This window comes from Nocardia sp. PE-7 (assembly GCF_030486425.1).
Lineage (GTDB): Bacteria > Actinomycetota > Actinomycetes > Mycobacteriales > Mycobacteriaceae > Nocardia > Nocardia salmonicida_A.
Map to the genome: position 1 here is coordinate 4,240,736 of NZ_CP129614.1, position 11,813 is coordinate 4,252,548.

Annotated in this window: 12 protein-coding genes; 2 read left to right on the forward strand and 10 right to left on the reverse strand. The window is 68.3% G+C overall.

The window, feature by feature from the left end:
* Positions 1-22 precede the first annotated feature (22 nt).
* The 3 genes from gmk to QX204_RS20070 all read right to left on the reverse strand — a co-directional run bounded on the left by gmk (position 23) and on the right by QX204_RS20070 (position 1,873).
* A complete protein-coding gene (gene gmk, locus QX204_RS20060) occupies positions 23-607 on the reverse strand; it encodes a guanylate kinase (RefSeq protein WP_301901410.1) in 585 nt (194 codons plus the stop codon).
* 6 nt (positions 608-613) lie between these two features.
* A complete protein-coding gene (gene mihF, locus QX204_RS20065; protein WP_056815410.1) occupies positions 614-934 on the reverse strand; it encodes an integration host factor, actinobacterial type in 321 nt (106 codons plus the stop codon).
* A 348-nt stretch (positions 935-1,282) separates the two neighbouring features.
* The gene (locus tag QX204_RS20070) at positions 1,283-1,873 is read right to left on the reverse strand and encodes a TetR family transcriptional regulator (RefSeq protein WP_301901412.1); all 591 of its coding nucleotides are present in this window, start codon (positions 1,871-1,873) and stop codon (positions 1,283-1,285) included.
* Between the two features lie 30 nt (positions 1,874-1,903).
* On the opposite strand from QX204_RS20070, the gene QX204_RS20075 reads away from it, so the two are divergent.
* Entirely contained in the window at positions 1,904-2,248 is a 345-nt protein-coding gene (locus tag QX204_RS20075; RefSeq protein ID WP_301901414.1) for a DUF6463 family protein, read from the forward strand.
* Positions 2,249-2,252: 4 nt separating this feature from the next.
* On the opposite strand, the gene QX204_RS20080 is transcribed toward QX204_RS20075, so the two are convergent.
* Genes QX204_RS20080 through QX204_RS20090 form a run of 3 tightly spaced genes read right to left on the reverse strand, consistent with a single transcriptional unit; the run spans position 2,253 to position 4,671 of the window.
* On the reverse strand, positions 2,253-2,909 hold the full coding sequence (locus QX204_RS20080) for a response regulator transcription factor (protein ID WP_301901415.1): 657 nt from the start codon (positions 2,907-2,909) through the stop codon (positions 2,253-2,255).
* On the reverse strand, positions 2,900-4,024 hold the full coding sequence (locus QX204_RS20085) for a sensor histidine kinase (protein WP_301901416.1): 1,125 nt from the start codon (positions 4,022-4,024) through the stop codon (positions 2,900-2,902). Before QX204_RS20085 ends, QX204_RS20080 begins: the two co-directional genes overlap by 10 nt.
* On the reverse strand, positions 4,021-4,671 hold the full coding sequence (locus QX204_RS20090) for a DedA family protein (RefSeq protein ID WP_301901418.1): 651 nt from the start codon (positions 4,669-4,671) through the stop codon (positions 4,021-4,023). Before QX204_RS20090 ends, QX204_RS20085 begins: the two co-directional genes overlap by 4 nt.
* A 155-nt stretch (positions 4,672-4,826) precedes the next feature.
* Between QX204_RS20090 and QX204_RS20095 the strand changes: the two genes are divergently transcribed.
* On the forward strand, positions 4,827-5,930 hold the full coding sequence (locus QX204_RS20095; RefSeq protein WP_301901419.1) for a serine hydrolase domain-containing protein: 1,104 nt from the start codon (positions 4,827-4,829) through the stop codon (positions 5,928-5,930).
* A 71-nt stretch (positions 5,931-6,001) separates the two neighbouring features.
* Here the strand turns inward: QX204_RS20095 and pyrF are convergent, their stop codons facing one another.
* From pyrF to QX204_RS20115, 4 genes are read right to left on the reverse strand one after another with little or no spacing between them, the layout of a single operon-like run.
* A complete protein-coding gene (gene pyrF, locus QX204_RS20100) occupies positions 6,002-6,823 on the reverse strand; it encodes an orotidine-5'-phosphate decarboxylase (protein ID WP_301901420.1) in 822 nt (273 codons plus the stop codon).
* Position 6,824: 1 nt separating this feature from the next.
* Positions 6,825-10,187, reverse strand: a complete 3,363-nt coding sequence (carB, locus tag QX204_RS20105; RefSeq protein WP_301901422.1) for a carbamoyl-phosphate synthase large subunit — start codon at positions 10,185-10,187, stop codon at positions 6,825-6,827.
* Complete coding sequence (carA, locus tag QX204_RS20110; RefSeq protein WP_301901424.1) at positions 10,187-11,302, reverse strand: glutamine-hydrolyzing carbamoyl-phosphate synthase small subunit; 1,116 nt, start codon at positions 11,300-11,302, stop codon at positions 10,187-10,189. Before carA ends, carB begins: the two co-directional genes overlap by 1 nt.
* The gene (locus tag QX204_RS20115) at positions 11,299-11,802 is read right to left on the reverse strand and encodes a PH-like domain-containing protein (protein WP_301901426.1); all 504 of its coding nucleotides are present in this window, start codon (positions 11,800-11,802) and stop codon (positions 11,299-11,301) included. The genes carA and QX204_RS20115 overlap by 4 nt, the downstream gene beginning before the upstream one ends.
* Between the last annotated feature and the right edge of the window lie 11 nt (positions 11,803-11,813).

The window sequence follows — 11,813 nt, forward strand, 5'->3', positions numbered from 1 at the left end:
GTGGCTCCTGCGGGTTAGTGGGTCAAGAACTCGAATTTGTGCTAACGAACAACGATACCAACTGCTCACAAGCGGTCGTTACCTCGCTGTTCACGATGACCGTGTCGAACTCGTCACAGGCCGCCAATTCGACCCGGGCCGTCTCGAGCCTTCGCTCGATCACCTCGGGCGTCTCGGTGCCGCGCGAACGCAACCGCGAGACCAGTTCTTCCCAGCTCGGCGGCGCGAGAAACACCAGAAGTGCCTCCGGCATCGCCTGCCGGACCGACCGTGCACCGGCCAGGTCGACTTCGATCAGTACTGAAAGTCCGCTCGCCAGCGCTTCTCGCACTGGGGCGGCGGGGGTGCCCGATCGCTGCAACCCCCCATGGATGTCTGCCCATTCGAGCAGCTCGTCCGCCGCGATCATGGCGTCGAACTCGACTCGGGAAACGAACCGGTAATCGATACCGTCGACCTCGCCGGGACGCGGGTCCCGCGTCGTGGCCGACACACTGAAAACCAGTTCGGGCAGGCGTTCCCGCACGCACCGCACGACCGTGGATTTACCCACGGCCGAGGGGCCGACCAGTACTACCAGTCGGCCCTTCCGCGTGTTTTTGTCCACCAGAATTTAGGCGTCGAAGTCGAAGCGGGTGAGCAGCGCGGCGCGCTGCCGGGCACCGAGACCACGGAGACGACGCGTAGGCGCGATCTCCAGCTCGGTCATGATCTCCGCCGCCTTGACCTTGCCCACCTTCGGCAGAGCCTCGAGCAGCGCAGAAACCTTCATCTTGCCGAGAATCTCATCGGACTCGGCATCGGTGAGGACCTGCTTCAGGTTCGTTCCACCGCGCTTCAGGCGCTCCTTGAGCTCTGCCCGAGCGCGGCGAGCGGCAGCCGCCTTCTCCAGAGCAGCGGCGCGCTGCTCATCAGTCAGCTGGGGAAGGGCCACGGGTTCCTCCGTCTCATCGTTCATTGCCAGATCTACCGCCGGTTACCCGGACGGTCTGTGCGACCGTACCCACGGTGCGCGCCGATTGCGAACCCGACCCCCAGGTCAGGGCAGGATTACGGATGCCGTATGGCGCGCGCGGACCCGATGCGGTGACCGCTGATTCCTTGGTCACGATCGTACAGTCGAATTCTTGAAATGCATCCCTACCTGCGGTTATACCGATATGGGCGATGATAGCCACCAGATAGCGTGAGGGTCGGGTGCCGCCCTGGCAAACCCGGTGGCGCGCGACCAGCGGGTTTCCTGAAAATGCCCGCGTGTCGCTCGATTTCGTACAGCGTGTCGTCAAGATCGGGCCCGAAACTCGTCGAGAACCGCACCCGACGCGGTCGCCACGACATCGTCGATCCAGTCCGGAATCGGGGTGGCGCGGGCGATGTAATCGCGCACCAGACCGTACGGAATCGCCTTCACCGCGGCACCCGCGATAGCCAGCGAGCGGTCGTCGGCGGACCCGAATTCGGCCACCGCGGCAGTCAGCAGCGCGGCGTTCATCTCGTCGTTGACGCCGGCGATCGCGGACCGTAGATCCTCGGGTCCGACCTCGAGCAGTTCGTCGCGATGGAACATCTTCATCGCCCGCGCCTCGGTCGGGTGCGCGCGGCAATAGCGCGGCAGAAACGTGGCGGCGGACAGCAGCGGCGCGGGGCCGGTCAGCGCCGCGACGAAGCCCTCGTGGAACCGGCGGATCGACCGCAGCCACAGGCGGGCGAGCAGTTCGTCACGTGAGGCGAAACGCACATAGATCGATCCCGAGTGCACGCCGGCGGCGGCGCCGATCGCGGTGATAGCGGGACGGGTGACGGCGGGATCGGTGAGCAGGTCTCGGGCCGCGTCGAGCACCTGATCGTCGGTGAAAAGGCGGGGTCTTGCCACCGGATCAGCCTAGTGGCACAGTTTATGAATATGGATTCAAAAACTAGGTTCCCGCTGGCCGGTGCGCTGCTCGCCTTCGTCGGCACCGTGCACACCGCCCTCGGCGTGGCACTGTTCGTCCTCGCGGATCAAGACGTCGAGCTCACGTTCTGGTTCACCCAGTTCGGCGTGCTCAGCATCGGTTTCGGCATCGCCATGATCGCGCTGGAGCGCGCGGTGGGCTACGTGCCCGCAGCGGTGCTGCTGGCACTCGGCGCGGTCACGGTGTTCGGTCTGGCCTTCATGCCGGCGTCGGGGTTCGTCATGGTGCTGCTGCCCCTCGGGGTCGGCTCCTACGGCTGGTGGCGAGCCAGGAACGAGCGGGTCGCGGCCTGAGTGCTCACCCGTGCGCCGCACCCGCTCGCAGGTGCTGCAGGATGGCGAGCACGCGCCGATTGTGTGCCTCGCCGACCGGCAGGTCCAGCTTGGTGAAGATCGCGTTGATGTGCTTCTCGACGGCGCTGCGGGTGACGAAGAGCTGTGCGCAGATCGCCGCGTTGCTCAGGCCCTGTGCCATCAGTTCGAGCACTGCACGCTCGCGCTCGGTGAGCCGGTGCAGTGGCGAGTCGGCGCGGTTGTGCAGCAGGAGCTGGCGGACCACCTCCGGGTCGAAGGCGGTGCCGCCGGCGCCGACCCGGTCGACGGCGTCGAGGAACGACCCGATCGCGGCGACCCGGTCCTTGAGCAGGTAGCCGATGCCGCCGGTGCCGGTGAGGAATTCCGCGGCGTGCCTGCGCTCGACGTACTGCGACAGCACCAGCACGGCGATCCCCGGCTGATCGCGGCGGATCTCGAGTGCCGCTCTGATCCCCTCGTCGACGTGGTCGGGCGGCATCCGCACATCGGCGATGACCAGGTCGGGCGGGCGAACCCGCACGGCGGCCAGCAGTTCGATCGCGGTGCCGACGGAGTCCACGATCTCGTGGCCCTCCGCGGTGAGCAGCTGGGCCAAGCTCTCGCGCAGCAGCGCGGAGTCCTCGGCCAGGGTTATCCGCACGGAACCTCCACGGTGATGATCGTCGGGCCGCCCGACGGGCTGTCGACTGTCATGGTGCCGTCCAGCGCGGTGACGCGGGTGGCGATGCCGGTCAGGCCGTGGCCGGTGGGGTCGGCGCCGCCCTGTCCGTCGTCGCGCACGCGCAGGCGCACTGTCCGGTCGTCGCGCTCCACCGCCACGTCGATGGCCGTGGCGCCGGAATGCTTGATGGCGTTGGTGATCGCCTCGCTCGCGGTGAAATAGCACGCCGATTCGACCGGGCGGGGTGCGCGCTCGTCGAGGTCGACGGTGAGTCGTGTCGGCACCGGGGTGCGGTCGGCGAGGGCTTCGAGGGCAGCGCGCAGGCCGTCACGGGCGAGCATGGCCGGGTAGATCCGCCAGGAGACCTCGCGCAGTTCGTCGAGGATGTGCCCGGTCTCGGCGATCGCGCGGCGCTGCAGTTCACCGCGCACTTCCTCGTCGGCCGCCCGGTCCATGCGGCCGAGCAGGATCGACAACGCGACCACCCGCTGCTGCACGCCGTCGTGCAGATCGCGTTCGATACGGCGCCGTTCGTCGTCGATCACCTCGACCACCTCGGCGCGGGTGGTGGTGAGCTGGGCGACGCGCTGAGCCAGTTCGTCCTGCCCTGGCCGCGTGCTCCGTCGCAGGCACCACGCTTCGGCACGCACCACCCCGACCAAACCCTGCACGGCGAGGAAGCAGAGCACCGCGCCGGGAAGGGCCAGCACGGTGACCGTCGCCCAGCTGACCTGCCCCGGTTCGGTCGCGTCGATGATCGGCACCGCGTCGCCGGTGGACGCGCCGTAGACCACGGCCACCGCGACGACGACCCCCAGCCCCGACAGCGCCAACACGAGCGCGCCGAGCACCCCGACGAGCGCGCGGACCGCCAGGTATCCCGCCGCCCGCGCGCCCTTCGGCGCACCGGTCGACCGCACGCCGAGCAACCGGGTGAGGCGCCGGTGCTCGACCCGGGCGATCCGGTCGGTGAGGCCCGCCGCGATCGGCACGGCGAGCACACCGAGCAGGTCCAGCGGCACAGTGAGGACGCCGAGCAGATATCCCGCGACCGCGGCGGCGACGCGTGCGGATCGCGCAGGGGAGGTGCTCATCGACCGATTCTCGCGTGCGCCTGCCGCTGCCGCACACGCCGGACGACGAACACGGTCGCGGCCACGAGCACCGTTACGATCACGGCCTTCTGCAGGATGCCCGCGTAGGTCTCCACGACGTGCCAGTTCTCGCCGAGGAAGAAGCCCGCGAACACGAAGACCGCGTTCCACACCAGGCTGCCCGCCGTGGTCAGCAGCGTGAAGCGGGTGAGGCGCATGCGTTCGACACCCGCGGGGATCGAGATCAGGCTGCGGAAGATCGGGATCATCCGACCGAAGAAGACGGCCTTGTCGCCATGGCGGGCGAACCAGTCCTCGGTGCGGTCCAGGTCGGACAGTCGGACCAGGGGTAGCCGGTCGACGATGCGGCGCAAGCGGTCGCGGCCGAGTGCGGCGCCGAGTCCGTAGAGAGCGAGGGCGCCGACCACCGAGCCGAGGGTGGTCCACAGCAGGACCTCGGCCAGGCCGAATCGACCGCGACCGGCGGTGAAGCCCGCCAGGGGCAGGATCACCTCACTGGGTAGCGGGGGGAAGAGATTCTCGAGTGCGATCGCGAGGCCGGCGCCGAATCCACCGAGCTGTTCCATCAGTTGGACCGCCCAGCCCGCGATGCCGGTCAGTTCGGTCGAATTCCCTGTCGTTTCCATGCTTTCGACGCTAGGCAGACGGGGGTTCGCGATCAGTGGCGTCGACCACCCGGTCGGTGCGGTGCGACCACAGGTCGAAGGTGGGGTTTTCCGCACCCCTGTCGCGGGGCGCACACCATCGCTGCGGGCCGTCCGCGTGCCTAGCGTCGAAAGGTATGCGACAGAAACTGTTTCGGGCCGTCGTGGTCACTGTGGGCACCGTGCTGACAGCCACCCTGGTGGCCGCCCTCGTCCTTGTGACGGCACGATGGCGAGTCGTCGGGGATACAGTCGAGGCCGCGGCGCGCTGGAGCGACACCGATGTGGTTTTGCGCGTCTCCGACGGCGAGCAGCGGCGCGAATGGCACCACGAAGGCAGCGCCGCCGGACAGACGAGTACACCGGGACCGCACAGCCGGTTCCGGATCGGCAGTATCACCAAGACCTTCGTGGCCACCGTCGTGCTGCAACTCGTCGACGAGGGCAGGGTCGCGCTGGACGGTGCGATCGCCGCGCAGCTGCCCGACCTCATACCCGGCGGCGACCGGATCACGGTGCGGCAGTTGATGAATCACACCAGCGGGCTCTACGACTACATGAAGGAGCCGGGCATGTCGACGAACCGGTGGCGCGGCGACGACCGGTTCCGCACGCACGCGCCACGCGATCTGCTCGCCACCGCGGTGCGCCACGACCCCTATTTCGCACCGGGCGCCCGCTTCCGCTACTCGAACACCAACTACATCGCACTCGGCCTGCTGATCGAGCACGTGACCGGGCACCGCTACGGCGACGAGATCCGCGACCGCATCCTCACGCCACTGCGCTTGACCGCCACCACCGTGCCCGGCGACGACCACCGCGTCCCCGCGCCCGCCCTCACCGCGCACCGTGACATCGACGGTGCGGGCCGGGTGGACGTGACCGAGATGAACCCCTCACTGGACTGGGCCGCGGGCGAAATGATCTCCACCACAGCCGATCTCGACGCATTCTTCACGGCACTGCTCGGCGGGCGTCTGACGAGCCCCGCCGCGCTGGACCGGATGCGGCAGACGGTCCCGATGGGCATGGGTTTCCACTACGGCCTCGGCCTACAGCGTTTCGAACCACCGTGCGGCGCCGACCTGTGGGGACACGGCGGTGAACTGCTCGGTTACGTCTCCTACGCGTTCCGTTCGACCGACGGCCGGTCGCTGACGATGGTTCTCGGCTCGGCGACTTCGTCGGACGCACTGTCGCTGTTCGCCACGGTGACCGCCACCTACTGCCTCGCGTGATTGTGGCTGTGACCGCCGACGACAACGAGGCCGGGGCAGCATGTCGCTGCCCCGGCCTGTCATGGCGTTCATCAGCGTTGCAGGAAGGCGAACTCCTCCTGCAACTGAGCCGTCTTGTCGCACAGCGCCGTCACCGACGGGCCCGCGTTGAGCACCTCGCGTGACACCGCGGGTACGGCGGCGGCGAAGTTCGCCTCGGTGACCAGGGCGCGGATGGAGTCCGCTCCCCCGCCCTGCGCGCCGACGCCGGGCATCAGGATCGGGCCGTTGAGGGCCGACAGGTCGGGCGCCTCGGTGAGCGTCGCGCCGACGACCACGCCGACGGAGCCGAAACCGGACCCGGCATTGCGCGCCGCGGCCTCGTCGACCATCGTCTGCGCGATGGTGCGCCCGTCCGCGGCGGTGATCCGTTGCAGTTGCGCCCCTTCGGGGTTCGAGGTCGCCGAGAGCACGAACACCCCGCGGTGATTGTCCTTCGCCAGGCTCAGGGCCGGGTCGAGGGAGCCGAAACCGAGGTACGGCGACACCGTCACAGCGTCCGAACCCAGCGGTCCGTCGCCGAGCCAGGCATGGGCGTAGGCATCCATGGTGGAGCCGATGTCGCCACGCTTGGCATCGGCCAACACCAGGGTGCCCGAGGCCCGCAGCACCGAGATGGTGCGCTCGAGCACCGCGAGGCCGCCGGAACCATAGGTCTCGAAGAACGCGACCTGCGGCTTCACCAGCGCGACACGACCGTCGAAGGCTTCGACACAGATCTCGGCGAAAACCTCCAGCCCGTCGACGTCTTCGGTGAGCCCCCAGGCCCGCAGCAGGGCGGGATGGGGGTCGATGCCGACGCACACGGGCCCGAACTGCCGCATGGCCTGCTGCAACCGGTGACCGAATGTCATGTCAGCCCCGCAGCTTCGAGTGCAGTTCCTGCAGCGAGCGCACCCCGATGCCACCGTTGATGCCCGCCTCGATGCCCTGCACCGCCGCGGCCGCGCCCTGCACGGTGGTGATGCACGGGATGTTCGCGCCCACCGCGGCGGTGCGGATCTCGTAGCCGTCCACGCGAGGGCCCGAGTTGCCGTAGGGGGTGTTGAACACGATGTCGATCTCGCCGTCGCGGATCTGCTCCACGATCGAGGCCTCCGGCATGCCGGTGGCCGGATCGGTGGATTCCGGATCGGAGTGCTTGCGCGCCTGTTCGCACGGAATGCCGTTGCGGCGCAGGGTTTCCGCGGTGCCCTCGGTGGCGAGGATGCGGAAGCCCAGGTCGTGCAGGCGCTTGATCGGGAACACCATGGCGCGCTTGTCGCGGTTGGCGATCGATACGAACACGGTGCCCTCGGTCGGCAGCGAGCCGTAGGCGGCGGCCTGGCTCTTGGCGAAAGCGGTGCCGAAGTCGGCGTCGATGCCCATGACCTCACCGGTGGACTTCATCTCCGGCGAGAGCAGCGAGTCGATGCCGGAGCCGTCGGCGCGACGGAACCGGTGGAAGGGCAGCACGGCTTCCTTCACCGCGACCGGCGCGTCCAGCGGCACGTGACCGCCGTCGCCCTCGGGCGGCAGCATGCCTTCCTTGCGCAGGTCGGCGATGGTGGCGCCGAGCATCACGCGCGCGCAGGCCTTGGCCAGCGGCACGGCGGTGGCCTTGGAGACGAACGGAACCGTCCGGCTCGCCCGGGGATTGGCTTCCAGGACGTAGAGCACGTCGTCCTTGAGGGCGTACTGCACATTGAGCAGGCCCTTGACGCCGATGCCCTTGGCCAGCGCGATGGTGGAGCGGCGCACGGCCTCGATGTCGCTGCGGCCCAAGGTAATCGGGGGCAGCGCACAGGCGGAGTCACCGGAGTGGATACCGGCTTCCTCGATGTGTTCCATCACGCCGCCGAGGTAGACCTCGTCGCCGTCGCACAGCGCGTCGACGTCGATCTCGATGGCGTCTTCGAGGAAGCGGTCGACCAGCACCGGGTGATCGGGGTTCAGTTCGGTGGCACGGGAGATGTAGCCCTCGAGGGAGGTCTCGTCGTAGACGATCTCCATGCCGCGCCCGCCCAGCACGTAGGACGGGCGGACCAGGACCGGGTAGCCGATCTCGCCTGCGATCTTCTTGGCCTGCGCCACCGTGGTGGCGGTGCCGTACTTGGGCGCGGGCAGTCCGGCGGCGATCAGCACGTCACCGAATTCGCCACGGTCCTCGGCCAGGTCGATGGCGGCCGCGGAGGTACCGACCACCGGCACGCCGGCGTCGGTGAGCCGCTGCGCCAGACCCAGCGGGGTCTGGCCGCCGAGCTGGACGATCACACCGGCGACGGTGCCCGACTCGGCTTCGGCGTTGTACACCTCGAGGACGTCCTCGAAGGTGAGCGGCTCGAAGTAGAGGCGATCGGCGGTGTCGTAGTCGGTGGAGACGGTCTCGGGGTTGCAGTTGACCATCACGGTCTCGTACCCGGCGGCCGAGAGGGTCTGTGCCGCGTGCACACACGAGTAGTCGAACTCGATGCCCTGACCGATGCGGTTCGGGCCCGAGCCCAGGATGATGACCTTCTCGCGCTCGCGCTGCGGCGCGACCTCGGACTCCGCACCGGGATCCAGCTCGTAGGTGCTGTAGTGGTACGGGGTCTTGGCCTCGAACTCCGCGGCGCAGGTGTCGACGGTCTTGTAGACCGGGCGCACCTGGAGGCGGTGACGCAGCGAGCGCACGCCCGCCTCACCGGCCAGCTCCGGCCGCAGCGCGGCGAGCTGACGGTCGGACAGGCCGTAGTGCTTGGCGCGACGCAGCAGATCCTCGTCGAGGACGGGCGCGTCGAGGACTTCGGTCCGCAGCTCGACCAGGCCGAGCACCTCGGCGACGAACCACGGGTCGACACCGGAGGCCAGCGCGACCTCTTCGATGCTCGCGCCGTAGCGCAGCGCGCGTTCGACCTGGTAGATGCGACCTTCGGTCGGCACGCGCAGGTCGGCGAGGATGGCTTCGATCGCCTCGCGCACCGACGCCGGATCGTTCGGATCCGCCGGGGCCCACCGGCCGTCGTCGGTGGTCCAGAAGCTGGCGGCCTTGGTCTCGAGCGAGCGCAGCACCTTGCCGAGGGCCTCGGAGAAGTTGCGGCCCATCGACATCGCCTCGCCCACCGACTTCATGGTGGTGGTCAGCGTGGCGTCGGCGCCAGGGAACTTCTCGAACGCGAACCGCGGCGCCTTCACCACGACGTAGTCCAGCGTCGGCTCGAACGATGCCGGGGTCTCGCCGGTGATGTCGTTGACGATCTCGTCGAGGGTGTAGCCGATGGCCAGCTTGGCGGCGATCTTGGCGATCGGGAAGCCGGTAGCCTTCGACGCCAGCGCCGAGGAGCGCGAGACGCGGGGGTTCATCTCGATGACGATCAGGCGACCGTCGGCGGGATCCACCGCGAACTGGATGTTGCAACCGCCGGTGTCGACGCCGACCTCGCGCAGGATCGCGATGCCGAGATCGCGCATCTTCTGATACTCGCGGTCGGTGAGGGTCATCGCGGGGGCGACGGTGACCGAGTCACCGGTGTGCACGCCCATCGGGTCGACGTTCTCGATCGAGCAGACGATGACCACATTGTCGTTGCGGTCGCGCATGAGCTCGAGTTCGAACTCCTTCCAGCCGAGGATGGACTCCTCGATCAGGACGTTCGCGGTCGGCGAGGCGGACAGGCCGCCACCGGCGATGCGGTCGAGGTCTTCCTCGTTGTAGGCCATGCCGGAGCCGAGCCCGCCCATGGTGAACGAGGGACGCACGACCACGGGGTAACCGAGGTCGGCGACGGTCTCGCGGACTTCGTCCATGGTGTAACAGACGGCGCTGCGGGCACTCTCGCCGCCGACCTTGGCGACGATGTCCTTGAACTTCTGCCGGTCCTCACCGCGCTGGATGGCGTCGAAGTCGGCGCCGATCAGCTCCACGTTGTACTTCTGCAGCACACCGTTCTCGTGCAGCGCGACCGCGGTGTTGAGCGCGGTCTGCCCGCCGAGGGTGGCCAGGATGGCGTCGGGGCGTTCCTTCTCGATGACCTTCTCGACGAACTCCGGGGTGATCGGCTCGACGTAGGTGGCGTCGGCGAACTCCGGGTCGGTCATGATGGTCGCCGGGTTGGAGTTCACCAGCGAAACGCGCAGTCCCTCGGACCGCAGCACCCGGCACGCCTGGGTACCGGAGTAGTCGAATTCGCACGCCTGGCCGATCACGATCGGGCCAGAGCCGATCACCAGGATGTGCTTCAGATCCTCGCGGCGAGGCATCAGGCTCCTTCCATGAGACCGGCGAAACGGTCGAACAGGTATGCGGCGTCGTGCGGGCCTGCGGCGGCCTCGGGGTGGTACTGCACCGAGAAGGCGCGGCCGTCGATCAGCCGGACCCCTTCGACGGTGCCGTCGTTGGCGCAGATATGGGAGACCTCGGCCTTGCCGAACGGGGTGTCGAACACCTCGCCGCGCTCGCCTTCGAGGGCGAAGCCGTGGTTCTGGGCGGTGATGGACACCCGGCCCGTGCCCTCTTCGATCACCGGGATGTTGATGCCGCGGTGGCCGAACTTCATCTTGTAGGTGCTGCGACCCAGTGCCCGGCCCAGGATCTGGTTGCCGAAGCAGATGCCGAACAGCGGGATTCCGCGCTCGAGCACGCCCTGGGTGAGTGCGATGGCGCCGGTCTGGGTGGCCGGGTCGCCGGGACCGTTGGACAGGAACACGCCGTTGGGGTTCAGCGCGAGGATGTCGTCGAGGGAGGTGTTCGACGGCACCACGTGGGTGCGCACGCCGCGCTCGGCGAACATGCGCGGGGTGTTGGTCTTGATGCCCAGGTCGACGGCGACGACGGTGAACTTGTGGTCGCCCACCGGTTCGATCGTGTACATCGCGTCGGTGCTGACCTCGTCGGCGAGGTCGGCGCCCAGCATCGAGGCCTGGCCGTTGACCCGCGCGAGGAGTTCCTCGTCGCCGGCCAGCGCGGCGCCGGAGAAGATGCCCGCCTTCATCGAACCGCGGCTGCGCAGGTGGCGAACCACCGCGCGGGTGTCGATACCCGCGATGCCGACGACGTCCTGGCGGTCGAGCTCGTCGGTCAGCGTGCCGGTGGCGCGCCAGTTGGAGGAGACCCGCGAGGGGTCGCGCACGGCGTAGCCGGCGACCCAGATCTTGGCGGACTCGTCGTCCTCGTCGTTCCAGCCGGTGTTGCCGATCTGCGGGGCCGTGGCCACCACGATCTGGCGGGCGTAACTGGGGTCGGTCAGGGTTTCCTGGTACCCGGTCATCGCCGTGCAGAACACGGCCTCACCGAGTGTCTGGCCCTGTGCGCCGAAGGCGGTACCGCGGAATACGCGGCCGTCCTCGAGCACCAAGGCTGCCTTCACTGTGCTCATTCATCGTCTCCCGTCGTCACCCTGGTATCCGCAGTCCATGCCGGGTACACCGTCTTGTCGTCGCCCCGGAATCCGGTATCTATCTCGGTTCCGGTCGGCAGTGTCCAGCGAATTACCAGCACACCATTTTCCGTCATCACTTTGCCCGCGTGTCCGCGCTCGGTACGCACGGCTGTCACCGATTCCTGCGGAATCCAGATCACCGTGGCGCCGTCGCGTTCGAGCAGAATTCCGCGTTCGAACCGCGTCAGTTCGGCGGTCGCCCGGAATCCCAGGTCACCGACCGCGATCCGGTCCTGCCAGCTGGGCGCGATGGTGCTGCCCAGGTACATCCCGGTGGTCGGTTCCAGTAGTTGTGCGCCCAGTTCGGCCGGCACCGTCGGCAGTTCGCCGATGCGTGCCTGCTGCCGTGTGGCCTTCTTCTGCCAGGCCCGGTACATCAACCACAGGCACAGAACGAAAAAAGCCAGCAGCCCGACAATCCACAGCGTTCTTTCCACTTCCTGGCCTC

What these genes read in the sequence shown, in the direction of transcription:
- QX204_RS20075 (WP_301901414.1), top strand. Translation starts at nt 1,904, where the DNA reads ATGGATTCAAAAACTAGGTTCCCGCTGGCCGGTGCGCTGCTCGCCTTC.
- QX204_RS20085 (WP_301901416.1), bottom strand. Translation starts at nt 4,024, where the DNA reads ATGAGCACCTCCCCTGCGCGATCCGCACGCGTCGCCGCCGCGGTCGCG.
- QX204_RS20090 (WP_301901418.1), bottom strand. Translation starts at nt 4,671, where the DNA reads ATGGAAACGACAGGGAATTCGACCGAACTGACCGGCATCGCGGGCTGG.
- QX204_RS20095 (WP_301901419.1), top strand. Translation starts at nt 4,827, where the DNA reads ATGCGACAGAAACTGTTTCGGGCCGTCGTGGTCACTGTGGGCACCGTG.
- pyrF (WP_301901420.1), bottom strand. Translation starts at nt 6,823, where the DNA reads ATGACATTCGGTCACCGGTTGCAGCAGGCCATGCGGCAGTTCGGGCCC.
- carB (WP_301901422.1), bottom strand. Translation starts at nt 10,187, where the DNA reads ATGCCTCGCCGCGAGGATCTGAAGCACATCCTGGTGATCGGCTCTGGC.
- carA (WP_301901424.1), bottom strand. Translation starts at nt 11,302, where the DNA reads ATGAGCACAGTGAAGGCAGCCTTGGTGCTCGAGGACGGCCGCGTATTC.